Below are 25113 nucleotides of genomic sequence, written 5' to 3'. Positions count from 1 at the left end.
AGTTTTATTTGGTGCCACAAAAGTAGATACAATCTAAATAAGGAATGTATAGCCAAGCTCCAGCTTGGTAAATAGTCGCGTAAAAACCCGTACGAAACCTCTTAATCACTTCACCAAGCTGGAGCTTACCCTTGCTATATATGCTTACCAATCTCGAACATCTCGGCTTGGCCGTGCACGACCTGGAGGCCGCCACGGCCCTCTACACTACGCTACTGGGCGTCGTTCCTTACAAGAAGGAGCACGTGGCCAGCGAGGCAGTAGATACCGTTTTTTTCCAGATTGGCGGCTCTAAGATTGAGCTGCTGGCCGGCACCTCGCCCGACAGCGCCATCACGAAATACCTGGCCAAAAAGCCGGAGGGCATTCACCACGTCGCTTTTGAGGTCGATGACATCCGCGCGGAGATGGCGCGGCTGAAGGGGGAGGGGTTCGTACTTTTAAATGAAGAGCCCAAGCTAGGGGCCGACAATAAGCTCGTTTGCTTCGTGCATCCCAAAAGTGCGGCCGGCGTACTGGTAGAGCTTTGCCAGACCATAAGTTGAACGGATTCTAATGGATGAAACGGATTTTTTGTGGGTCAATTCGGATGGGTGCACCTTTGCATCCGTGTTGGTCACCTGCCAGGGTAAGCCTTTGAGTGAATAGGCTACAAATAGCAATTGACAACCATAAAGGCAACAACACAAAAAATCCGTTTCATCTGTTAAAACCCGTGTAATCTGTGGTCCGTTTCCAGCAAGAAGTAGAAGCTGCGGTAGATGCCCTGCTGCTCCAGCAAGTCATTCTATATCCCACCGATACCGTGTGGGGCCTGGGTTGCGACGCCGAAGTGCCACCAGCCGTGAAACAGTTGTATAAGCTAAAGGGCCGCTCGGAAGGCCAATCGAGTATCGTGCTGGTGGCTGATATGGCCATGCTGCGGCGTTACGCATCGGCAGTACCAGACCAATTGGACGCGCTGCTGGCGGCCGATACGCGCCCAACAACTTACATTTTGCCGGCAAGCCGGTCGGTGGCACCCAGCCTGGTAGCGCCCGACGGCACGGTGGGCCTGCGCGTGGTGCGCGATGAGTTTTGCCACAAGGTGGTGCGGCGGCTTGGCCACGGGCTGGTGTCGACATCGGCCAACAAAGCCGGGGAGCCAACTCCTGCTGTATATGCCGAGATTGATGCCGCCATCGTGCGCGGCGCCGACCATGTTGTGAACTGGCGGCAGGATGATGCCACGCGAGTAGGACCTTCGCGCGTGGTCCGGCTGGGAGCTGGTGGAGAACTGGAAGTAGTGCGGGAGTAGAGCCGAAAGGGAAAGTAGCGCGACTCGCAGGACAGCGAAGCTAACTTTGTGGTTCGCTTTCCCGCACCAGATGGGTTGGGGGATGCGAGCTACAACGTTAGCCTTTGCTGTCCTGCGGGTCGCGCTATAGCGCGGCCCATTGTGCTATACTATATGAAGATTCCTAAACTGCCCGAATTGCCCATTTTTCGCACCATCGCCGAAGCGGCGGCTGAGCTCAAGCAGCCCGCTTACGTGATTGGCGGTTACGTGCGGGACCTGGCTTTGGGACGCGACAGCAAGGATATTGACGTGGTGACCGTGGGCGACGGCATTGCGCTGGCGCAGGCGGTGGGTGCGAAGCTGCCGGGCCGCGGCCGGGTCACAGTGTTCAAGAACTTCGGCACGGCCATGCTGCCGACCAAGGAAGCGGGCGAAATTGAGTTTGTGGGCGCCCGGAAGGAAAGCTACCGAGCCGAAAGCCGCAAGCCGGAAGTAGCAGCGGGCACCTTGGAAGAAGACTTAGCCCGCCGCGACTTCACCATCAATGCGCTCGGAATCAGCCTGAATTCTGATGACTTCGGTACCCTGGTCGACCGCTATGAGGGCATGAAGGACCTCGCCAGCAAGACCATCCGCACACCGCTGGGGCCGGATGTGACCTTCTCTGACGACCCGCTACGCATGATGCGCGCCGTTCGTTTCGCCAGCCAGCTGAACTTTGACATTGAGCCCGATACGTTTGACGCCATTATTCGGAATAAGGACCGAATAAAAATTGTGTCGCAGGAGCGCATAACGGTCGAGCTGAATAAGATTATCGAGTCGCCGACGCCGAGCTACGGGTTCAAGCTGCTGTTTCAGACGGGCCTTTTGCAGCTCATCTTCCCTAAGATGGCCTTGCTGCACGGGGTGGAAAAAGTAGGTACGCACGCTCACAAGGACAATTTCTATCACACGCTCCAAGTGCTGGATAACGTGACCAACGCCGGTGGCGACTTGTGGTTGCGCTGGGCCGCCATCCTTCACGACATCGCCAAGCCGGCCACCAAGCGCTACGACCAGCGCGTGGGTTGGACCTTCCATGGCCACGAGGACAAGGGCGCCCGCTGGGTGCCGGGCATCTTCGCCGACCTGAAACTGCCCCAGGGCGAGGAAATGCGCATGGTGCAAAAACTTGTCCGCTTGCACCTGCGTCCCATTGCCCTGGTGAAGGAAACCGTAACCGATTCGGCCGTGCGCCGCTTGCTATTCGAGGCGGGCGAGGATATTGACCGGCTCATGTTACTGTGTCGGGCCGACATAACCAGCAAAGACTACGACCGCAAGGCCCGTTACCTGCGCAACTTCGCGCAGGTGGAAGAGAAGCTGAAGGAAGTGGAAGAAAAGGACCACCTGCGCAGCTTCCGGCCGGTTATTACGGGCGAAATCATCATGGCAACCTTCGGCCTGAAGCCTTCGCGGCAGGTGGGCGAACTGAAGGAGGTCGTGATGGAGGCCATCCTCGAAGGCACTATTAAAAACGAAATGGAGCCAGCCCTGGCCTTCCTGTTGCAGCAGGGGGCGGCCATGGGACTGGCTCCAGAAGGAGGCGTCGTTCACTCACCAAACTAGGCCTGGCTTCTTTTTCTCGGAGACATAGATGTCAATATCTGTGGAAAGTTGCCTAGAATTTATTTCTTAACAAAGGAAATTCGGCGAACTATAATCGTTTGACGCTGGACGGTCCCGTGGCGTCTACATCCACGTTTTTTGGTTGGCCACTGTAAGCTATTTCGCTGGCTCCGACGGCATCACCTTTGATGCTCTCCGTCACGTTGAGGCGGGCCTTGCACATGCCGGCTACCGCTACCTTGGCGGAGCGGGTTTGGAGGTTGGCACCGGCTAGTTCGCAGGCCCCAGCAGCGTCGAGGTCGAGGTCATCGGCGTGGCCGGTGGCGGTGGTGCGGCAGGCGCCGGCTTGGGCTACTTTTAGCGTACCGTAGTTGCCATTGAGGCGGAGGTGGCTGGCGCCAGCCTGCTGCACTTTCATGCGCTCTTGCCGCTCGAAGCCACCTAGGTCGGCTTGCACAGCACCGGCCAGGTCCAAGCTTTCCACGCTGGGCATGTCGATGCGAATGAGCACTTTTTCTTCGCTCCGGCTCCAGCTACGGCCAAAAAAGAAAGTGTTGCGGGGGCGGATTTTCAAGGTGTTGCCGTCACGCACCACGCGCAAGTCGTTCAACGTATTGTCGGCGCCGCCAGCTTCAATCTTGAAAGCATCGGCCTGGCGTATCACTACCCGGTAGGCGCCCACCACGCTCACTTGCGTGAAGTCGGTTTCGTCGAAGTTGCGGCGGCCGTTGCCGTAGTTGTCCAAGTCGGTGCTGAAGGAAGGCGCACCGCCGTAGTTGATCGAGAGGCCGGGTTTGTTGTCTTCGTTGTCACCGTCGTCGTTATCATCATCGCCGTCATCATCAATAGCGTCATCACCGTTAATATTGATGTTGAACTCGGAATCATCTTCGTCGTCGGTTCTGCCGAGTTCTTCATCGGTGCAGGCCAGGCACTCCAGCTTGTTGCCGCGCAGGCGGTAGCGGTGCTGCTCGGGGTTAGTGGGGCGGCGGTTATCCACGAAGTTGTTATCATCAAGCAGGTTGTTGGCAAAACGCTCACTGAGACGGAACGTGCGGTCCCGGGGCAGGCGGACGGTAATAGCCAGTTCTTGCTCGCGGTATTTGGCGCCGGGCAAGAAGGAGAAATGGTCGTCAAATACCAGCGAGGAGTCACCGCTGGGTCGCACCGTATAGTCTATGGAAGTGAGAGCGTTACGGCGAGCCACTTCTTCACTTGGGCCTTTGGCACCCAAGATGCGCAGCACCTCTACTACTTTGCCGCTATCAGCCGCGGCGAGGCGTACATCCACGTGCTGTTCCCACTGGCGGTCCACGTTGCGGGCATCGAGCATCACTACCGGCGTGGTGATGGCGGAATAGCGCTCTACCTGCTCCACTTCGGCATTGTATTGGTACTGGCGGCTTTGTTGCGCAATAACCATTACTAGCCCCACAACGCTCAGCAGCCACAGCCCCAGTAATGACAGACTCACGGTGCGGGGCATGATGGAGTGGCGGAACAGCAGGTTCAGGCCGCCCAGCAGCAGCGACAAAGAGGGAATTCCGGCGACTAAAAAGCCAGATAGCAGCCCCCACGCGGGTATTCCGTTCAGCATGACGTGAGCAGGCGCATCGCCAAACGAGATGTTTTCCGAATTAGGCAGCAGGCCGATGCCGGCTCCCAAGGCAATGGCTAGGGTCAGCAGCAGGCTGAAGCCCATGATGGTGAGTAGCACTCCAGCCACGATGCGGATAGCTGACCCCAGGAAGTTTACTAAGGGCTGCAGGCCACGGGCGGCATCTTCAACAAAAGCTCCTACGGGGCGATTTGTGGTCGAAGGACCGTCGACAAAAGCACTGTTGCGCATGCTGCTATCGAAGCTTTCCAGCGTTACGGCGTCGCCGCGCATCCGCAGCTTGTCCGAAACCGTTTTGGCTTCGGGCAAGACTATCCACAAAATGACGTACAGCAGGAAGGTGAAGCCGCCCGCAAACAGGCCGGCCAGTAGTATCACCCGTACCAGCGTCACATCAATGTTGAAGTAGGCGGCCAGGCCTGCGGCTACCCCAGCAACTTTGCCGGTGCCTGTGTCGCGAAACAGGCGCCGACCAGCCAGCGGACCCGAGTTCAGCAGGGCTTCGTTAGGTGTCGGGGCATCGTAGCGTTTGGGCAGCACAATCCAGAGTATGATGTAAGCTAGGGCAAGCCAGCCGCCCACTTCAAAACGGTCGTGGTGTACGTTACCCCATATTCCGATGGCGGGGAAAAATATCGTGCCGACCACGAACCCAAGGCGAATCCAGAGGGGATTTACGGCGAAGTATTGAGCAATGCCGGCGGCTACCCCCGCCACCTTGCGGTTGGCCATGTCGCGGTACAGGCGTTTGGGGCCGTCGGTGGCGGTTGCCGTAGCGCTGGGAATCGCCGTGCTGCCAAAGCCTGCCGAAGCATTGGCCGAAGCCGAGGTACCAGTGGCCCCGGCAGTTTCGGTAGTAGCTTCATCGTCCTCGTCGGCGTCCGAGGCGAAGTCACTTACCCGGCCCATTTTGGCCGTCATGGCATTCACGTCGTCCAGGCTAATGACTTGCTGGAGAGGGGAGAGGCGGGCGGAGAAAAGCTCGGCGATGCGCCCTTCAATATCGGCTACAATGTCTTCGTGGCCGCGGTAGTTGGCAAAGTGGGCTTTCACCTCGGCCAAGTAGCGGCTAAGCACCTCGTAGCCGTCCTCCTCGATGTGAAAGATAATTCCTTGCAGGTTGATGCTGATATTCTTTTTCATGACAAAAGGCTGAAAAACGGCCGTTTAAATTCTGGTGAGTGAAGAAGGAAAAAGGCGGCAACTCAAACTGCGGGCTTCGGCGGGGCACTGTGCCGGATGATGCTTACGGAAGTGGCCATCTCCTCCCAAGTGTCGCGCAGCTCATCCAGAAATTGGCGGCCAGCGTCGGTCAGGGTGTAGTATTTGCGAGGCGGGCCGCTGGTGCTTTCCTTCCAGACATAGTCCAGCAGCGCGGCATTTTTCAGGCGGGTCAGGAGCGGGTAGAGCGTGCCCTCCACCACTATCATGCGGGCCGAAGTCAGCTCCTCCAGCATGTCGGAGGCGTAGGCTTCGCCGCGGGCGATGATTTCCAGGATGCAGAATTCAAGGATTCCCTTGCGCATCTGAACCTGGGTGTTCTCGAGTTTCATGGGCGTTACGAATAGCTAGTGGGTGAGAAACAGTACAAATGTATGGTAGGTACTTTGTAACGCAAGGTACTGGATGAATAATTCAATGAAAGCAACTCATTTATTTTGCTTTGTACTGATTATCAGATGTAAAATTTTTGCCCGAGATACTAGCGGCCCGGTAGCTATTTGCTAGAGGTCTTCACCAAGAGGAGTGGCGGAGTCCAGCACCTGCGGTATAGAGGCTGAAACCAGTGCTTAAATTTCACTCAGTTGCTTGATGAGTGATGCGGTTCTCCCGTCTTCACCCACCGCGTATTACTCCTTATTCCCCGACCCAGAGGCCTTGTTAACCCGAAATTGATGGGCCCTGATGCACTATAATGAAGTAACTTGCGTTCCGTCGGCGCAACTCTTACCCATCTCCTTGTTTATGCTTCAACTTTTCTCTGTCACTCGTGGGGTTTCCCTGCTGGCTGCTACGGCCATGCTTGCTCTGCCTGTTGCTGCCCAGTCTTCCAAAACGCCCAAATACAGCAACGAATTTTTGAACATCGGTGTGGGCGCTCGGGCACTCGGTATGGGCAAAGTGCAGGTGAGCCTGACTAATGATGCAACCTCCGGCTACTGGAACCCAGCTGGCCTGGTAAACCAAACCCACAAATACGATGGGGTGCTGATGCACTCCGAGCTGTTTTCGGGAGTGGTGAAGAATGATTACGCCGCTTTCTCTATGCCCCTGGACCAGCAAAGTGCTATTGGCGTGAGCGTGATGCGTCTGGGAGTCGATAATATTGCTGACACTCGTAATCTTATCAATGAATACGGCTACGTCGATTACAGTAAAATCGAATACTTTTCGGTGGCCGACTATGCATTACTGCTCTCTTACGCCCGTAAGCTGAGTAGCGTAGAAGGCCTGAGCGTGGGAGCAAACGCCAAAATCATTTATCGTAACATTGGTAAGTTTGCGAATGGGTACGGCTTCGGGATTGATGCCGGGGTGCAGTACAACCGCAATGGTTGGAACCTGGGCCTCATGGCCCGCGACATTACCACCACGTTCACCCAGTGGACTATCAATGCCGATGAGTACCGCAAGGGCGCGAATAGTGCCGTGGCCATTGGCAACGACGCGATTCCCACCAACAGCTCCGAAATCACGCTGCCGCGCTTAGTGCTGGGCGTGGGGCGCCGTTTTGAGCTGCCCAAGCAGTTCTCGGCCTTGGTAGCTGCCGATTTGGAAACCACGACCGATGGGAAGCGCAATACGCTCATATCCAGTAAAGCTGTGAGCGCCGACCCAAGCGCCGGGCTAGAGCTAGGCTATAGGAACCTGGTGTTTCTGCGCGGCGGCGTAGGCAACTTTCAGAAAATTCAGGACTTTGCCGTTAGCAGCACTGGCACTTACAATAGCAGCTGGAAGGGCCAGTATAGCCTTGGGGCCGGCGTGGCCATCAGCGGCCTGCGCGTTGACCTAGCCTTGTCACGTCTGGCGATTGAGAAGCTAGGCAGCTCCTCCCAAAGCAACTCGCTGATTGTCTCGCTAGGGTACGGGTTCAAGTAACCCCTATCCTTGTGAATACGAGATTATTCACCCTGGCTAGTTGCTAGGGTGAGACCTTTGCAGGCAGAAAAACTTACGTACTATGTATAAAAACTACAAGCAAGTAGATAGGAGTTGGAGGATATTTTGGGTGTTGGTAGGGCTATTATTAAGTAGCCAGTGGGCAGCCGCCCAGTCGGGCCCCGTGGGCAACGAGTGGATTGTGCCGGGCCAGCAATACTACAAGGTTAAGATTCTGAAAGACGGGCTTTACAAGCTCGATTATCAGTATCTAACCCAGGCCGGTATTAGTGGGGTAGTTCCCAGCCAGCTGCAAGTCTGGCGGCGCGGTCGGGAAATTGCCACTTACCTGGGAGGCAACCCAAACGTGCTCGACCCAACCACCTTCCTGGAATTCTACGCCGTGCACAACGACGGTAAGCTGGATGGCGAGCTATATAAGAACCGTCAGGACCAGCCGCATACCTATTACAGCTTTTACACGGACACCGCCAGCTACTTCATCACCTGGAGCACCGCCCGCTCAGGCCGGCGCATGGCTCAGCCCAGCGCGGCCGGTGGGGCAGTGCATCCACACCGCTTGACTAGCCAGGTAAATTTGAAAGTGAATTTTTATCTAGATGATCCAATGCTGAAGAGCGTTTACTTACCGTGGTTGGAAGCTGGCGAGGGATTCTTTGGTGGAGGAACTGCAACAGTTGAATGCGATTCTGTAATCCGAAATGTGGCCGCGACCGGGCCAGCACCTCAAGTAGAAGTTGCCATGTTTGGAGCCACTGGGTCAGTCCATGATACTGAGGTATTGGTCGTGACCCCTTCCGGCACCCGGCGCAGTTTGGGGGTAATCAGGTGGACTGGCCGCAGCCTGGGGCGGCGAACTTTCCAATTATTACGCTCGGATGTTGATGCCGCAGGCAAGGTTAAGATTGTCTATCAACAAGATGCTTCCGGTGTGCCTGGTGATAATTATTACGCCTGTTACATCCGCATTATAGCGCCGCAGCTTAACCTTTGGATTCCAGACCGCCATAGTGTCACATTTCAGAACGACTCGCTCCTGACGGGGCCCGCCACCTATGAGTTTGAGAGCAGTTCTATTCCAGCCACTGCCGTAGGATTTGACGTGCAGGACATTTACAACGTGCAGCGCATCGTGAGTACCGTCGGCAGCAGCGGGACCAGCCGGCGGTTCGTTTTTCCCGACGCCAATGCCAACGCCACTCACCAGCTTCTGCTAGCCGATGAAGCGCGCCCTGCGGTACCTTCTCTGCCAGCTAGGCGTGTGTACTTCCGGGCCATCAACCCGGCGGTGCCCACGTTTATCATTATTACCCATCCAAAACTGATGAAACGGGACCCGGCTACGGGCATTGTCAACGCGCCCAAAGCGTACGCGGCTTACCGGGCTTCGGCGGCGGGTGGACGCTACGATACATTGGTGGTTACCGCTCCCCAACTATATGACCAGTTTACCTATGGAGACCGTTCGTGGCTGGCATTGCGCCACTTTAGTCGCTGGATAGTTGCGGCTGCTCCTACGGCAACTAACCGTTATTTATTATTGCTTGGCAAGGGTATCGTGCCTAGTGAGAGCGGGGCGTTCAATCGGAACAACGCGGAGGGTGTGAACTTGGTGCCTACTAGTAGCCGTTCGGTATCTGATAACATGCTCACGGCTAATATCGATAATAATGATTTCGTGGCTAAGCTGCATACGGGGCGTCTCACGGCTACCACGCCACAGCAGATTATAAGCTATCTGAACAAACTGACCTTTCACGAAGCACTGCCTGCCGCTCCTTGGCGTAAAAACGTGCTTCATTTGGTGGGGGGATATGATGCTGCTGAAACAGTTACCTTCCGGTCTTACCTGGATAGTGCCAAAGCCCGAGTGGAGCGGCCCTTCCTAGGAGGACGTGTGGCTACCGAGTTCCGAGTCACGCCTGATAAACTACCTGTGAGTATTGATATTTCGGCGCAACTTAATGCCGGGCTTTCGCTAATTACGTACTTTGGTCATGGCGCCAACAACTTCTTCGCGCTTAATTTCGGTTCGCCGACCACGTCTCCCAGCTACAATAATACCGGGCGGTATCCCTTCCTTTTTTTATACGGCTGTGCTGCTAATGGTACACTCACATCTGTTTCGACGACGGTAGAACAATGGTTATTTGCTGACCAGAAAGGTGCTTTGGGTTCATTGGGCCAGTCTGGCTTCGGTTTCCCTTATGAGTTGAGTAAAGCTCAAGCGGTGCTATACAAGCTGCTGTTTAACGACCCCGCCTGGTATGGTAAGCCCATAACAGTCGTGAATGATGAACTGGTGCGACGTCTGCAGGGAACTCCTGATTTCAGAAGTGATATTGGAATTGAGCAGTTGTTATGTACGAGCTGGCAAGGTGACCCAACGCTGGCTTTGTTCGCCCCCGAGCGCCCGGATTTTGTTGCCAATGCCGCATCATTGTCTGTCTCTCCGGCACTGGGTCAGTCCGGCCGAGTGCGGGCCGCTTCCACCGAGTTTATCCTGAATGTGGGGGTATCCAATCCGGCTAAAATTACCTACGACCCCTTGGAAATCAAGGTGACGCGCCGGTATAGCTCGGGGCGTCCGCCGCAGGTATATTCTATCTTCACCCGCCGTCAGGCCTGGGCCCAGGATACGACTTATGCCCTGACCCTGCCAAACACGCCGACGGAAGCTGGCACCAGCACGTTTCGGGTAGAGCTGGACCCTAGCAACCGAGTGGTAGAGAGTAGTGAAACTAACAACACGGCAGAAATAGACTATACCTTTTTGGAGGGCGGCTTGTCAGTTGTTAATCCCACTGAATTTGCAATTGTGAATACTGTCCCGCACCGCCTGGTGGTGCAGAATAATGACCCTAATGGGGCCCAGCGCGGCTATGACTTTGAATTAGATACCGTTTCTACCTTCAATAGTAGCCGGTTGTTGCGTGCTCCCCTCATTACAGCGGGGGTAGCAGCCGAATGGCAGCCCGTTTTGCCTAGTGTAGCCCCGCGTGATAGTGTGGTATGGTACTGGCGTGCGCGCTTTCACACTCCGAATCCTGGTGAAGATGGGAATTGGGTAACATCTTCGTTCCGGGTGATTCCAAGCAGCCCAGGCGGGTGGTCGCAGAGCCACTATGCCCAGTTGCAACGCACTACTCGCACGGGCGTTGATGTAAGTGGCCCGGCCGGTGCCTGGACCTTCGTACCAAATCGGGTGCCGCTGGTGATGCGTACGCGTGGCGGGGGCGTAGCTGTTGGTAGCGCGCCCCAATTTAATTCGCTTACGGGCGCTGGCATCTATATCCAGTCGGCTGGCTCGCCCTCGTCGGTGAGCCGCTGCGGAATAACTTCTCCCAACCTGTTGGTGGCGGTGTATGAGCCGTCTGGTTTGCGTCCCGTCGCCATGCCGGCGGCGTATCAGAACTGCGGACAGGCCCCGAATAAGTTCTATTATTTCTCCGCTGCCGACCAGGTCTCCGCTACCGACCCGGCTCCCGATCCGCTCGATAACCTGAACTCCAGCGCTGCCCGCCAGCAAGAGCTAGCCAACTTTTTGGCAGCAGTGCCCCCAGGTTCTTACGTAGCCCTCGTATCGGTCAACCATCTGCGGTACTCGCTGCTGCCGGCATCACTCAAAGCCACGCTGCAAACCTTACTTGGCTCGCAGCTGATTAACCAGCTGGCCGATGGCGAGCCGCTGGCATTGCTGGGCCAGAAGCTGACGGCCACTACCGGCCGCCTCGTGCACGAAGTCGGCCCCAACGCGGCCCTGAGCACCCCTGGCCACGACCAAATCATTGAGCTGCGGGATACCCTGCAGCAGCGGTCCACCGCCGGCCGGGTAGTGTCGCCCCGCATCGGGCCGGTTGGAGAATGGCTGAGCTTATACTCTACTATCCGCACGGCTAATGCTAATGGTTATCACACCCTCAAAGTGGTGGCCATCGACCCGCAGGGTACCGAATCAGTGGTATTCCCTAACGTTACTTCCTCGGCGCAGGCATTGTCCACCATTGCGGCTTCGCAGTACCCATATCTGCGCTTGGAACTGGCCCTCGGGGATTCGGTTACGCGGATACCACCGCAACTGCGCCAGTGGCTGGTCACGTATCGACCCCTGCCCGAAGGCGTGGTGCGCCGCGATTTGGTGCCGGCCGCAAGCTATGCCCCCGCTACTTTGGTCCAGCAGGCGACTACGACAGGCAATATTAGCTTTCCAGTAAATTTCCAAAATGTGTCGACCGCAGCTTTCGCCGCGCCGTTGCAAGCTCGCGTGAATCTGCGTAATGCGGCCACCAACAACGTAGATTATACCACGGTTATAAGTGTGCCTGGTGCGCTGGCGGCGGGGGCTACCGCGGTGGTGCCCGTAAGCATCGACATGATCGGAAGGTCCGGCACTTTTACCATCGAAGTATTCGTAAACCCTCGCTTGCAGCCTGAACAACTGTATTCTAATAACGAGCTGCTGCTGGATGCCTTCACGATAATCGACAACAACTTGCCGCCGACCTTAGACGTGGCTTTCGATGGCCGCCATATTCTTAATGGTGAGTTGGTGTCACCTACGCCAGTCATCAGCATCCAGCTTAATGACGAGGATAAGCTGCGTCACGTGACGGACGCGTCGTTTTTTAATGTGACGTTGCAACGGCCTGGTCAGGCAGTGCCGGCCGCCGTGAACGTGACAGGGGCCGATGTCAATTTTAGCGTTGATAAAACCAATGGCAGCGTGGCTAAGCTGGAATACCGACCTGGCCAAAGCGCGCCCCTGGCCGATGGAATGTACACATTGCGAGTGCAGGGCCGCGACCCCAGCAATGCCAGTGCGGGCTCACAGGAGTTTCAGGTGAAGTTTGAGGTGGTGAACGCCTCGAAAATCACCAACCTCTATCCGTATCCGAACCCAGTTATTAACAAGGCGCGCTTCGTGTTCACGGTGACCGGACAGGAGTTGCCGCGCAACATGAAAATTCAGATTCTGACCCTGACCGGGCGCGTAGTGCGCGAGATTTTTATGAACGAGCTGGGCCCCTTGCACATTGGCAACAATATCACCGATTTTGCCTGGGACGGCACCGATACCTACGGTGACCGGCTGGCCAATGGCACGTATCTCTACCGTGTGGCGCTCGATGATCCCGGCAACCAGTTTAGCCACCGCGAAACGGCTGGCGACAAAGCCTTCAAGAATGATTGGGGCAAGCTGGTGCTGATGCGCTAAGGTTCAGCAACTACTCTCAACGAAAGAGACCATCCAATTGGGTGGCCTCTTTTGCTTTATTTCAGATTGGATTTTCAGCGTCGCCGGAGCGTCACAAAGCTGAACGCGTAAGCGTGCTGCTCGTCGGTTTCGTGGCGCTCGCGGGTTTCCTCGCGCCATTCGGTGGGGTCGAGGGCGGGAAAATGGGCATCGCCTTCGAAGCTGTGGTGGACTTCGGTGAGGTAGATGACATCGGCGGCGGGCAAGGCTTCGCGATAGATTTCACCGCCGCCGATGACGCATACTTCCTCAGCTAATTCGCGGGCGCGGTCCAGGGCGGCGGGCACCGAGGCGGCGGTTTCGCAGCCGGGGGCAGCCCAATTGGTTTGGCGTGTTACCACGATATTAGGACGCTTGGGGAGGGCCCGGCCGAGACTATCGTACGTGCGGCGGCCCATTATTACGGGGTGGCCCACGGTGAGGCGTTTAAAGTGTTGAAGGTCAGCAGGCAAGCGGCCCCAGGGTAGTTCGCCCTGCTGACCAATAACGCCGTTTTCGGCGACGGCAACCACGAATGAAACCATGATGAAAAGATGGTGAAAAACACGATTAAACAGATTGCGCGGGCAGCTTGAAACCGAGCAGCAGTTCCTTCACGGGCAAACGTTTCTTGCCTTCGAGCTGCACGTCGAGCACGTCGAGCCAGGCATCGGCGGCAGCTACGCGCAGGTAGTGCCGGCCATCGGAGGCCCAGGTGCCGGGGGCGGGAGGTGGTTCCGCATCAGGCTCGGGGAGACTGACTTTGGCCCGAAATATTTTCAGAATGCGGCCGTCGGGCAGGGTGGCGAAGGCGGCGGGAATGGGGGAGAGGCCTCGCACCCAATTCACCAGTTCGGCGGCGGGGCGGCTGAAATCCAGGCGCCCGGTTTCCTTTTGAATTTTGGGCGCGGGGCGCAGGTCGTCGCGCTGCTCCTGTGGGGTGCTGGGGGCGGTGCCAGCGGCAATGGCTTCGACGGAGCGCCGGGCCAGGGCGGCGCCGGCAGTTTTCAGCTTGTCGTAGAGACTGCCGAAATTATCCTCGGGGCCAATAGGCACGCGGTCCTGCAAAATCAAGTCGCCGGTGTCGATTTCGTGCCGCAGGAAGAAGGAAGTGACGCCCGTTTCGGTGTCGCCGTGTATCAGGGCCCAGTTGATGGGGGCGGCGCCCCGGTACTGGGGCAGCAGCGAGGCGTGGATGTTGATGGAGCCCAAGCGGGGCATGTTCCACACGGCCTCGGGTAGCATGCGGAAGGCCACCACTACCTGCAAATCGGCACCATAGGCTTTTAGCTCGGCTTGAAATTCGGGCGACTTTAAGTTGGTGGGTTGCAGGATGGGGAGGCTGTGGGCTTGGGCGGCGGTTTTCACAGCAGAAGCTTGCAGTTGGCGGCCACGCCCGGCGGGCCGGTCAGGCGCCGTGACAACGGCTACCACTTGTCCGCCGGGCCAGGCCAGCAGGCTTTCCAGGGTGGGCACGGCAAAATCGGGCGTGCCCATAAAGATGATTCGTAGCATTGAGAATGGGTTTCAGACCAAAAAGAACGTCATGTTGACCGCACAACTTACTAAATGGGAATAGGCAAACGGCCATTACCGTTCCGGGTACAACAGGTACTTGCGCCGGAGCGCCCTGAATTTCGTGAGGCCGGGCTCCCAGGAGGTTCGGATGGCGGCTTCCGACTTGCCGGCGATGATTTGCTCGCGCAACGTGGTGGTGCCGGCCAGCTCCTCAAAATATTTCCCGAAGAAATGGGGCTTGTCGGTGCTTTGCTGGTAGAAATCGAGTAGGTATTTCAGCACGAGGCCCGTTGATTCGCTGCGGGTGGGCGCATCGGCCAGGTTGAGGCCGTAACAGAGCTGGCCGTTGAGGGGCGGGGTGGGCGAGCCGGCGTTGGGCTGCGGGGTGAAGGAGTAGGGGCGGGTAGCCGGCTGCGTAGGGCTGCCGATGACTTCGAACGGCGTGGTAGTGCCGCGGCCTACGCTCACGTTAGTACCCTCGAACAGACAGATGCTCGGGTAGAGGGCAATGGCCTGGTCGGTGGGCAGGTTGGGGGAGGGGCGCACGGGCAGGTGGTAGGGCGTGGCGTGGGTGTAGCCGGCCGCGAGGGGTATCACCGTGAGCTGGCAGCGCCGGCCACCGGCCAGCCATTTTTCGCCGTTGAGCATGGTGGCTAGCTCGCCAACGGTCAGGCCGTGGGCAATGGGCAAGGGGTCGAGGCCGACGAAGGATTTGTGGGCTGGTTCCAGGATGGGGCCATCTACTAAGTTGCCGTTGGGATTGGGACGGTCGAGAACGAGGACGGTTTTGTTAAGCTCGGCAGCGGCTTCCATCACGTAGTGCAGCGTGCTGATGAAGGTGTAGAAGCGGGCGCCGACGTCCTGAATGTCGAAAACCAGTACGTCGACATCGGCCAGCATTTCGGGGGTCGGCTTTTTGGTTTTGCCGTAGACGGAGCGCACGGGCACCCCGCTGCGGGCGTCGCGGCCGTCTTTGATGGTGGCGCCGTCGGCGGCTTCGCCCCGGAAGCCGTGCTCAGGAGCAAATATGGCCGTCACGTTGACGCCGCGGGCGCGCAGCGTGTCGACCAGATAGGTGTTGCCGACGCGAGACGTTTGGTTGATGACCAGGCCTACGCGCTTATTCTGAAGCTGGGGCAGGTATTTGGCTAGCTGCTCGGCCCCAACGACGATGGGCGCAACGGCGGGCGGGGCAATTTCCGTATGGGCCGAATCTTGGGCGGTGGCAGGCGGCCGGGCGGCCGTGGCGGCGGGCCGAGAGGTGCCGCACGTGGGCAGCGCGAGCAGCATCGCCAGGGTGACTTTTGCAGAAATACCAATCATAAATGCGAAATAAAAGACGAAAGAAAGCGATGCGGCTAGGAGAAGCCCGGTGGGAACAGGGCCGTAGCATGGCCGGTATCGGTTCAAAACGTAGCTTTACGGTCGAACAATGAATGTTGCCCGCTACATTTCGCAGAAGATTGATGGGGGAGCCGATTCCGGCTCCTTCACGGCTTCGGTCACAAAAATAGCCATCATCAGCATTGCCATGGGCTTGGCGGTGATGGTGGTGTCGTTTGCCATCCTGCAAGGATTCCGGAACGAGATTCAGAACAAGATTTTCTCGTTTGGCTCGCACCTGCAAATCTCGCGCTACGACACGAATAACTCGCTGGAGGTGGCGCCCATTGCCGGGCCGCGCCTAGTGGAGCGGCTACATGAGTTCCCGGAGGTGAAATCGACGCAGCCGTACGCCGTGAAAACGGCCATTATCAAAACCAAGGACGAAGTGCTGGGCGTGGTGCTGAAAGGCATTTCGGAAGGCGACGGCCTCTCGCCGATGCGTCAGAACCTGATTACGGGCAATTTCCTCAGCTTCCCGGATTCGGTGGCCAGCGATGACGTGCTGCTCTCGCGCCGGGTGGCCGATAAGCTGCGGCTGGCGGTGGGTGACAAAGCCTTGTTTTACTTTATCCAGAACCCGCCGCGCATTCGTCAGTTTCGGGTGAGCGGGATTTATTCGACAGGCTTGGATGAGTTTGACGAGGTGTACGTTATCGGCGACATCCGGCAGATTCGGGAGTTGAACTCGCCCGCCTGGCCCGACTCGCTGGTGGGCGGCATGGAAGTGGTGCTGAAAAACTTCAAAACCCTGGACCACACGACGAATGAGTTCTACGAGCAGCTGCCTTACGACCTCAAAATTGATAAAATCACGGACCAGTATGCCCAGCTGTTCGACTGGTTGCAGCTGCTGAACCGTAACGTGATTATTTTTTTGGTGCTGATAATTTTCGTGGCCACGTTCAACATGGTAGCAACCATCTTTATCATGATTCTGGAGCGCACCAACATGATTGGAATTTTGAAGGCGTTGGGGGCAACGGATAATCAGATTCGGCGCATGTTCTTCTTCCGGGGGCTGTCGCTCACGGTGCGGGGCATGCTCATTGGCAACGCCATTGCACTGGGTTTCTGCGCCGTACAGTACTATTTCAAAGTCATTCCCCTCGACCCTGAGAACTACTACATGGACCGGGTGCCCATTTTCTGGGACCCTAAAATGCTGGTGCTGCTGAACGTGGCTACCTTCGGAGCATCACTGCTGGCGGTGCTGATTCCGACTTACCTCATCGCGCGCATCAAGCCAGTGGTGGCCATCAAATTCGACTAAGGACCGCAGATTGAACGGATTTTAACGGATTTTTTGTGGTTCCGCTTGGCGGCTTTAACCGAGTTGGGCCTTATTCGCCATCACGTTGAAGCAGTTTTTTGTGGTTCCAGATTTAGGGGAATCACATACATTACCGCTTCAAAACAAAGGAGCGGAACCACAAAAAATCCGTTAAAATCCGTTCAATCTGCGGTCCAGGAGAGAGCACTGTAATACCAGATTTGGGTCGGGGCAGAGCGCGGACCATATTTCCCGCTCACTCGGGCGGGCCACGCCAGGGAAGTCACCCACTCGGCCTTGCAGGTCGGCAATTAGCTGGAAATGCAGGTGGGGCGGCCAGTCGCCATTTTCAGGGTAGGGGCCCACGGTGGCGAAGGCCTGGCCTTTTTCCAGCTGCTGACCCACGCGGAGCAACGTCCATTCTTTGCGGCTGAGGTGGCCGTAGAGGCTGTAGAAGGTGGTGCCTTCGAGCTCGTGCTGGAGGATGACGGTGATGCCGTAGTCGCCGAAGCTGGCGTTGTCGGCCAGGCTGTGCACCCGGGCGGGCAGGGGGGCGAGCAGGGGCGTGCCAGCCGCAATCCATACATCAATGCCCAAATGCAGCGACCTAGCTTCCTCGACCTGGCCAAGCCCGAAATGCTGACTGCGGCGGTAGATAATGCGGTTTTCGAGATAGCCGCCCACGCCGATGGTCGCGTCCTGCGCGGCCAGCAGCGCGTTGACGATTACCTCGAAAGCGGCCGTATCGCGCAAGTCGGCGTGGGCTACGAGGGGGTTATTATCCGTTAAATCGAGCCGGGTGACGTTGGGACCGTTGAGGTCGATGGGTAGAACGGGGCCAAATTCGGCCTGGTGGCGGAGCAGGAGGTCAGCAAGCATAGAAAGGGGAGGATATGAAACTCGGAGCGGACGCAGAGCCGTAGCAGGGACGGCAAGTTACCTTTGCCGGGCAAGTTGGAGCTGCCAGGTTCACAATTGGCGCCCATTGTTGTTTACTACTCACGGCGAATCTGGCGGGTTGCCCGGCCTCGTATTCGCTTCCTCACTCATTTGTTCATTCACCAATGTACCAAACCCTGACTGTTATTGCGCTGACCCAGGAAACCGCCGATTCTGTTACCATCCACCTCGAACGGCCCGACCGCCAGCCCATTGCCAGCCGGCCCGGCCAGTTCCTGACGCTGATTCTGCCTTGCGGCCCGGAGGGCAAAAAGGAGCGTCGGGCTTACTCCCTGAGCAGCACCCCGCACGAGGCGCCCCGGCTGTCCGTGACGGTGAAGCGAGTGACCGGAGGGCTGGTGAGCAACTATCTGCTCGATACGGTGCAAGTAGGCCAGCAAATAGAAGTGATGGAGCCGCTGGGCAATTTTACCCTCAGCCCCAGCCCCAAGGCGGCCCGGTCGCTGGTGCTCATCGGGGCCGGCTCGGGTATCACGCCGCTGATGTCAATTCTGAAGGCCGTAATAAACACCGAGCCCCAGAGCCACGTGCTGCTGATTTACGGCAACCGCAACGAGGAATCGGTGATTTTTCAGCAGCAGCTCGCCGACCTCGAAGCCCGCAGCAACGGCCACCTGCAAGTGGAGCACGTGTACAGCCAGCCCCTGCGCCCGGGCGGTGCCCACCGCCACACTGGTCGCCTGAATCGCACCATGCTGCTGCGCATTCTGGAGCAGCGCCATCAGTTTCCGGCTGAGCAGGCCGAGTACTTTATGTGCGGCCCCGAGGGCCTGATGGTAGAAGCCCGTGCCGCCCTCGACTTGCTGAAGGTGCCCGAGGCTCGCATCCGCCGCGAGAGCTTCGTAGCCAGCGCCGATACGGCGGAGGCTATTGCCGGCCAGCCCAGCGGCCACGGCGACGTATCGGCCAGTTCCAGCGATGCTGTTAAGAACACCCGCACCGTCACCATTCAGTACGAAGGCAGTGAGTATCTGATTGAGGTGCCCGCCAATAAAACCATCCTCGAAACAGCTCTGGACCAGGATATTGACCTGCCTTATTCCTGCCAGGCGGGCCTTTGCACCGCCTGTCGCGGCAAGTGCCTAAGCGGCAAAGTACATCTCGATGAACGCGAAGGCCTTTCGGATTCAGAAATGAAGCAAGGGTACGTGCTGACCTGCGTGGCCCACCCCATGACCGACGATGTGGTGATAGAAATTGGCTAATTGGCAGTTACTACTGAAATCTGTAGCACTTCTCCAGTTCGTAGGTACGGCGCGGTTGGGAAGCCTCACCCCCAATCCCTCTCCTGCGGAGAGGGTAGCCCGACGACCTAGAAATGGATTCCTACACCGCTCTAATCATAGTGGACCAGCCGTAAACCTGTAACACGTTGGTAGGAAAAGAGCAGTGACTTCCTCAGCCGTAAAGTGGCAGCACTGCTAACTCGGTGCTACTTGAAGGTTAGGCTACAATTTGGATTAACCGTTTAGTATGAAGCTTCTTGAAAGACCCTTGTTCTGGCGAATTAGTTTTCGAATCGATTCCAAAACCTCCCTTGGCAAGCTCAACAGAATCATTCTTTTACTCAACAGCGCAGGCGAGTTAGGTTAGATAAGTCCTAAGCTGAGGAAACATTTCTTAGTCGGCTCGTTTTTTGTTTCGTAGAGCGAAGGCCTCGGCCGGAGCAACCGCTCCCTAATTTCCTTCGATTACTATTGTATTATGATGCTACTTGCTGAACCTACCGCCGAGTCGGCGACCGACACCAGCCGGCCTCCACGCCAGTACTTACCCGAGGATTTTATAGTGACTGATTGGACGGCCATTGAGCCGTTTTTTCAGGAGCTGCAAGACCGGCCGGTGGTCACGGCCGCCGAGCTGGAACGCTGGTTGCTCGACCGCTCCGAACTGGAAGCCGTGCTCAGCGAAGACCTGGCCTGGCGTTACATCCGCATGACCTGCGATACCCAGGACCCCACCCGGGCCGAAGCCTTCCAGTATTTCGTGAACGAAGTGGAGCCCCAAGTCGCTCCTTACGACCACGCCCTCAACGAAAAGATGCTGGCCTCGCCGCACTTGGCTGGGCTCAACGAAAACCGCTACGGCGTGTTTTTGCGTTCGGTGCGCCGGGCATCGGAAATTTACCGGGTCGAGAACATTCCGCTCAAAACCGAAATCAGCACCAAGCAGCAGCAGTACGCGGCTACCGTGGGAGCTATGAACGTGACCCTCGACGGCCAGGAGCTAACCCTGCCCCAAGCCGCCGACCGCCTCAAAAACCCTGACCGGGCAGTGCGCGAAACGGCTTGGCGCGCCATTCAGGCCCGCCGCCTGCAAGACGCCAAACCCCTCGATGAGCTCTTTACCGAACTGGTGGGCCTGCGTCACCAAGTGGCGTTGAATGCAGGGTTTGTCAACTTCCGCGACTACATGTTTGCCGCCCTGGGTCGGTTCGACTACACGCCGCAAGACTGCTTTGATTTTCACCGGGCCATCCGCGAAACGGTGGTGCCGCTGATTGACGACTTCGATTTGGAACGTCGGCAAGACTTGAACCTACCCGCCCTGCGGCCCTGGGACCTCGATGTGGACCCCAGCGGTCAGCCGCCGCTGCGGCCCTTCGGCACCGGTGAGGAGCTGCTGGACAAAACCATCACCGTCTTCCAGAACCTGGATTCTTACCTTGGCGACTGCCTACGCACCATGCGCCATATGGGCCACCTCGACCTGGAAAGCCGCAAAGGCAAAGCTCCCGGCGGCTACAACTATCCGCTGGACGAGACGGGTGTGCCGTTTATTTTTATGAATGCCACCAGCTCGTTGCGCGACGTGGTGACCATGCTGCACGAAGGCGGCCACGCCGTGCATTCCTTCCTCACCCGCGGTCTGCCGCTGGGTGCCGACAAGCACCCACCGTCCGAAGTGGCGGAGTTGGCCTCGATGAGTATGGAGCTGATGAGCATGGACCAGTGGCACGTCTTCTTCCCCAACGCCGAGGACCTGCGCCGGGCCAAGAAAACTCACCTCGAAAGCGTGCTCGAAACCTTCCCGTGGGTGGCTACCATTGATAAGTTTCAGCACTGGGTATACGAGAACCCCACTCACACCGAGGCCGAGCGCCACCAGTGCTGGGTGGATATTTTCGACGAGTTCAACCAGCGCACTGTGGACTGGAAAGGGTTGGAAACGTTCAAGCCTTTCCTGTGGCAGAAGCAGTTGCACCTCTACGAAGTGCCCTTCTACTACATTGAGTACGCCATGGCCCAGCTCGGGGCCATTGCCGTGTGGCGCAACTACCGCCAAAATCCCGCCGAGGGACTGGCCGCCTACAAGCGCGCCCTGGCCCTGGGCTACACCGCACCCATCGGCCAGATTTACGCGGCGGCGGGCATTCGCTTCGATTTCAGCACCGATTACCTGCGCACGTTGGCCGACTTCGTGAGAGAAGAAATGGCCGCGCTGTAAGCAGCGAAATCAGATCAAAAAAGGCGGCCGGCAAATTTGCCGGCCGCCTTTTTTATTGAAGTTTAATGCTATGAATTGCCGCTGAGCTTGGTGGGCGTGCTCGTGCCGCACTTGTTCTCAGGGGGTAGTCTTTGCGGTGTTCGCAGGAGGTGAGGGCGACGGTACTTGATGCGCCTGCCTCTAGTCTGGTTGTGGGCTTAGTTTTGCAGCTCGAACAGCGGTAGCGGCTTCAGCTCAGCGTACCTGCCGCCTAAGGACTGAAGCTCGGCCTGATGCAGCTTGAGGTACTGATTGTACTGCTTAGCAGCGCGGTCGTACTGCACGCGGTAACCCACCACGCTGGCATCGAGCTGTTGGAGGCCCTCCACGAAGTTGCGGGCGTTTTCGGTGGGGGCGTTGCCACCGGGAGCCGCCACGGGGTACACCACTTTGAGCAGCGAGTCCTGCGCGGCGTCGTACCGATCAATCAGGGCGGAGCTGGCCATGGTTTGCTGATCGTAGCGGATGGCCTTGAGGCGGGTGTTGGCGCGCTCCAGGTTTTGTAGCTGGGTAGCGTTGGCGCCGGGCTGGTTTTGTAGCTCGCGCAAGAGCAGGCGGGTGGTACCTATTTTCTGGTCGTCGCTCTCGGTCATGGTGCGCCATTTCACATCAACAGAGTCGCGGAGGATATCAAACTGGGCTTTTACGGCGGCGGTCGAGGCCGGATTCAGCGCGGCGGTCTTGCTGCCATCGCGCTTGCAGGAGGCCGCGCAGCCGGTGATTATCAACACGCCTACAACCACTGGTTTGAGGGAGAAAAAGAGGGAATTGCGCATAGAAAAAACGAGATAGAGAAAATAACCGACTTCGCAAAGCTACACCAGTCTGAATAGCTCAAACAATTGACGGTAATGGGGAGCAATGAAGTACGGACTGGCCCAGCGTAGGCCCCCAACGGCCACCGCGAATCGATATTGTTGTCGTGGCCGTTGAGTAGCCCGAGTAATTCAGGAAACGAGGATTACCTATCGGTTCGTTCGTAGGGCGCTTTATCCTTTGAGAAGCCCGGCCAGCAGCTGCTCGGCCAGGCGATGGGCAATTTCATCGGGTGTCAATTTGCCCTCGGAGCGATACCAGTCTGGCAGCCAGTTGAGGCTGGCCAGTAGGGTGAGGGTGGCAAAGGCGGCATCGGGCGTGTGTAGCTCGCCAGCGGCAATACCGCGCTGAATCAGCTCGCGAAAGGCGGTTTCGTAGCGGTCGCGCAGGATTAGGAATTCGGTGTGGGCCGGCCCGCTCAGGTGGCGCCACTCGTGCAGAAACACCGCCGAGGCGGCGCTGTCGCGGGTGAGAACCCGTACGTGGCCCTCGATGGCCTGTCGCAGTTGCGTGGCTATTGGGGCCGTGGCATCAGCGGTGGCGGCCCCAAACCCGGCGAAGAAATCCTCGGCCAGCCCAAAGCACACGCGGTGCAGGATTTCCTCCTTCGACTTGATGTGCGAATACAGGCTCCCGGCCTCCAGCCCCAGCGCCGTGGCTAGCTGGCGCATGCTGGTGGCTGCAAAGCCCCGCTCATGGAACAGAGCGGTAGCGGTATGGTCAATTTGGGCCTTGCGGGAAAGGGGAGGGGAAAAACTCATGGGTAACAACAATAAGGTAGATTTGCTAGGCAGGGCTAGCATGTGAAAAAGGCGGTTAGTTGGCCATCCAAACGGAAAAGTAGAGGGCTTTATTCCGCGCAACAACCAGGGGCCTGACCAGTTTTAGGTTCAGGTAGTAAATAGCCCGCAGATATTGAGCGCCGCCGGGCAGCCTAAAATATACAAAGGGCTGGTGGTGAAATAAACAGCGCAGGTTTCAACTGAAAAAAGGAGGGATGCAATTCCCTCTTTTTTTGTGAGCGTACTTTTGCGCCGTGGCGCGAAGCTCCAGTTTCGCGCCTCTTTGCCACCCAAAACCTCGAAGCTGGAGCTTCACGCCACGCTCATGTCCGACCTCACGCCCCTCACCGCCATTGGCGAATTTGCACTTATTCGCCGTCTGCAAGCCGGTATCAGCACGCGTCAGCCCGGCACCGTGCTGGGCATTGGCGACGATGCCGCCATCATTGCCCCCACGCCCGGCACCGAGCAGGTAATAACCACCGACCTGCTGGTTGAAGGCATTCATTTCGACTTATCATTTTGCCCATTACGCCACTTGGGCTATAAGGCGGTGGCGGTGAACGTGTCGGACGTGGCCGCCATGAATGCCCTGCCCACGCAGCTGGTGGTGGGTATTTCGGCAGGTTCGCGCTTCACCGTGGAAGCCATTGAGGAGCTTTACGCCGGCATGCGCCTGGCATGCGAGGCCTACAACGTGGACCTGGTGGGTGGCGACACCACTGCCAGTCGCGGCGGGCTCACCCTGGCCGTGACGGTGCTAGGTGAGGCCCCCACCGGCCAGGCCGTGCGCCGCAGCGGGGGCCATCCCACGGATTTGCTCTGCGTGAGCGGCGACTTGGGCGCGGCCTTCTTGGGCCTACAGGTATTGGAGCGCGAAAAGCAAGCCTTCCTCGCCGACCCGGAAACCCAGCCTGAACTAGCCAATTACGAGTACGTGGTGCAGCGCCAGTTGCGCTCCGAGGCCCGGCTTGACATCGTGCACGAGCTGCGCGAGCTGGGCGTGCGCCCCACCAGCATGATTGACATCTCCGATGGCCTGGCCTCGGAGGTGTTGCACTTGTGTCAGGCCAGCGGCACGGGCGCCCGGGTCTTCACTGAGTTTCTGCCCCTGGCCAACCCCACGCTGGAAGCCGCCGCCGAGTTCAACCTCGACCCTATCACCTGCGCCCTGAATGGTGGGGAGGACTATGAATTGCTATTCACCGTGCCGGTGACGGACCATGAAAAGCTCAAGAACCATCCCGACATTACCATCATCGGTCACCTCACTGAAGCCAGTGAGGGTGCCAACCTCATCACGAGGGCCGGCCAACCTGTGCCGCTTCAGGCGCAGGGTTGGACGAGTTTTTAACCCAGTTCGTCGTGCGATAATTAACATTAGGTAAGCTAAACCGTTAGGAGGGCAAAGGAAGGAGCTAGGGTGGCATGTTGATTGTGCCTGTTGTGCCAAACCCAGCTATTTCTTCTCAACTTTTTAAGCCCTCTGTCATGAATAAGCTCCCGTATATTTTCAGCCTGATTGTGTTGTTGAGCACTATGCTCACCGCAACTCCTTCCCAAGCCCAGGAACGCAGAGGATGGAGCCCCCAAGCCAAGGGCGCCGTTATCGGCGGTGGCTCGGGCGCCATTCTGGGCGCCGTAATCAACAAGCGCAACCGGGCTGTTGGTGGCGTGGTGGGCGGCGTAGTAGGGGCCGGTGCCGGCTACGCCATCGGCAAGCACACGGATAACAAGCGCAAAGAAGCCGCCCGCATAGCTGCCGCCAACCGTGCCGCTGCTGCCCGCGAAGCAGAGTACCGCCGCGCCCTGGCCCGCCGCGAGGCGGTAGCCGCTAAAACCCAGGCGGCGGCAGTGCCCGCTAATAGCCTCGCGGCCTCGAACGCCATGGTGAGCGGCAGTGCCCAGCCGGCGATATCAAACGCCGCGTACTTGCCCAACGACTCGTATGGCGATGCATCGAAGCCTTATTCGAATTCGGAGTACCGCCACAAGAGCTGGTAGTTACCGGCTTGATTGAGATGCAAACCCTGG

The 25113-nt window shown here is 57.8% G+C and carries 18 protein-coding genes; 10 read left to right on the top strand and 8 right to left on the bottom strand.

Going from position 1 to position 25113, the window contains the following annotated elements; all coding sequences use genetic code 11:
- Positions 1–140: 140 nt before the first annotated feature.
- The 3 genes from mce to WX88_RS12675 all read left to right on the top strand — a co-directional run bounded on the left by mce (position 141) and on the right by WX88_RS12675 (position 2890).
- On the top strand, positions 141–545 hold the full coding sequence (gene mce / locus WX88_RS12685) for a methylmalonyl-CoA epimerase (RefSeq protein ID WP_046244754.1): 405 nt from the start codon (positions 141–143) through the stop codon (positions 543–545).
- Positions 546–724: 179 nt separating this feature from the next.
- Entirely contained in the window at positions 725–1297 is a 573-nt protein-coding gene (locus WX88_RS12680; protein WP_046244753.1) for an L-threonylcarbamoyladenylate synthase, read from the top strand.
- Between the two features lie 153 nt (positions 1298–1450).
- Complete coding sequence (locus WX88_RS12675; protein WP_046244752.1) at positions 1451–2890, top strand: CCA tRNA nucleotidyltransferase; 1440 nt, start codon at positions 1451–1453, stop codon at positions 2888–2890.
- A gap of 88 nt (positions 2891–2978) precedes the next feature.
- Here the strand turns inward: WX88_RS12675 and WX88_RS12670 are convergent, their stop codons facing one another.
- Positions 2979–5651: a PspC domain-containing protein gene (locus WX88_RS12670; RefSeq protein ID WP_046244751.1), complete on the bottom strand. Its 2673-nt coding sequence runs from the start codon at positions 5649–5651 to the stop codon at positions 2979–2981.
- Positions 5652–5713: 62 nt separating this feature from the next.
- Positions 5714–6061 (bottom strand): PadR family transcriptional regulator, encoded by a 348-nt coding sequence (locus WX88_RS12665; RefSeq protein WP_046244750.1) that lies wholly within the window; start codon positions 6059–6061, stop codon positions 5714–5716.
- Between the two features lie 412 nt (positions 6062–6473).
- On the opposite strand from WX88_RS12665, the gene WX88_RS12660 reads away from it, so the two are divergent.
- Both WX88_RS12660 and porU2 read left to right on the top strand, forming a co-directional pair.
- Positions 6474–7607 carry a putative type IX sorting system protein PorV2 gene (locus tag WX88_RS12660; protein WP_156176100.1) on the top strand — a complete coding sequence of 378 codons (1134 nt, stop codon included), beginning with the start codon at positions 6474–6476 and terminating at the stop codon, positions 7605–7607.
- A gap of 82 nt (positions 7608–7689) precedes the next feature.
- Entirely contained in the window at positions 7690–12843 is a 5154-nt protein-coding gene (gene porU2, locus WX88_RS12655) for a putative type IX secretion system sortase PorU2 (protein WP_082116006.1), read from the top strand.
- Positions 12844–12917: 74 nt separating this feature from the next.
- Here the strand turns inward: porU2 and WX88_RS12650 are convergent, their stop codons facing one another.
- From WX88_RS12650 to WX88_RS12640, 3 genes are all read right to left on the bottom strand, one after another.
- Entirely contained in the window at positions 12918–13406 is a 489-nt protein-coding gene (locus WX88_RS12650) for a dihydrofolate reductase (RefSeq protein WP_046244747.1), read from the bottom strand.
- Between the two features lie 25 nt (positions 13407–13431).
- Complete coding sequence (fmt, locus tag WX88_RS12645; RefSeq protein ID WP_197076770.1) at positions 13432–14376, bottom strand: methionyl-tRNA formyltransferase; 945 nt, start codon at positions 14374–14376, stop codon at positions 13432–13434.
- 75 nt (positions 14377–14451) lie between these two features.
- Positions 14452–15702, bottom strand: a complete 1251-nt coding sequence (locus tag WX88_RS12640) for an exo-beta-N-acetylmuramidase NamZ family protein (protein WP_046244745.1) — start codon at positions 15700–15702, stop codon at positions 14452–14454.
- Between the two features lie 109 nt (positions 15703–15811).
- Here WX88_RS12640 and WX88_RS12635 point away from each other — a divergent pair, with 109 nt between their 5' ends.
- Entirely contained in the window at positions 15812–17035 is a 1224-nt protein-coding gene (locus tag WX88_RS12635; protein WP_046244744.1) for an ABC transporter permease, read from the top strand.
- A gap of 171 nt (positions 17036–17206) precedes the next feature.
- On the opposite strand, the gene WX88_RS12630 is transcribed toward WX88_RS12635, so the two are convergent.
- The gene (locus tag WX88_RS12630; protein ID WP_046244743.1) at positions 17207–17914 is read right to left on the bottom strand and encodes a peptidoglycan DD-metalloendopeptidase family protein; all 708 of its coding nucleotides are present in this window, start codon (positions 17912–17914) and stop codon (positions 17207–17209) included.
- A 185-nt stretch (positions 17915–18099) separates the two neighbouring features.
- Between WX88_RS12630 and WX88_RS12625 the strand changes: the two genes are divergently transcribed.
- Together WX88_RS12625 and WX88_RS12620 are read left to right on the top strand one after the other, a co-directional pair.
- Complete coding sequence (locus WX88_RS12625; protein WP_046244742.1) at positions 18100–19200, top strand: ferredoxin--NADP reductase; 1101 nt, start codon at positions 18100–18102, stop codon at positions 19198–19200.
- A gap of 499 nt (positions 19201–19699) precedes the next feature.
- Positions 19700–21442 carry a M3 family oligoendopeptidase gene (locus WX88_RS12620; protein ID WP_231590692.1) on the top strand — a complete coding sequence of 581 codons (1743 nt, stop codon included), beginning with the start codon at positions 19700–19702 and terminating at the stop codon, positions 21440–21442.
- 197 nt (positions 21443–21639) lie between these two features.
- Here the strand turns inward: WX88_RS12620 and WX88_RS12615 are convergent, their stop codons facing one another.
- Both WX88_RS12615 and WX88_RS12610 read right to left on the bottom strand, forming a co-directional pair.
- Positions 21640–22257, bottom strand: a complete 618-nt coding sequence (locus tag WX88_RS12615; protein ID WP_046244741.1) for a hypothetical protein — start codon at positions 22255–22257, stop codon at positions 21640–21642.
- Between the two features lie 213 nt (positions 22258–22470).
- A complete protein-coding gene (locus WX88_RS12610) occupies positions 22471–23058 on the bottom strand; it encodes a TetR/AcrR family transcriptional regulator (protein ID WP_046244804.1) in 588 nt (195 codons plus the stop codon).
- A gap of 346 nt (positions 23059–23404) precedes the next feature.
- On the opposite strand from WX88_RS12610, the gene thiL reads away from it, so the two are divergent.
- Complete coding sequence (thiL, locus tag WX88_RS12605; protein ID WP_046244803.1) at positions 23405–24433, top strand: thiamine-phosphate kinase; 1029 nt, start codon at positions 23405–23407, stop codon at positions 24431–24433.
- A gap of 137 nt (positions 24434–24570) precedes the next feature.
- Positions 24571–25083 carry a YMGG-like glycine zipper-containing protein gene (locus tag WX88_RS12600; protein ID WP_046244740.1) on the top strand — a complete coding sequence of 171 codons (513 nt, stop codon included), beginning with the start codon at positions 24571–24573 and terminating at the stop codon, positions 25081–25083.
- Positions 25084–25113 lie beyond the last annotated feature (30 nt).

It is taken from the genome of Hymenobacter terrenus, from assembly GCF_000972495.1.
In the GTDB taxonomy this organism is placed as follows: Bacteria; Bacteroidota; Bacteroidia; order Cytophagales; family Hymenobacteraceae; genus Hymenobacter; species Hymenobacter terrenus.
The sequence above is the reverse complement of the archived record's forward strand: the minus strand, read 5'-3'. Positions and strand labels throughout refer to the sequence as shown.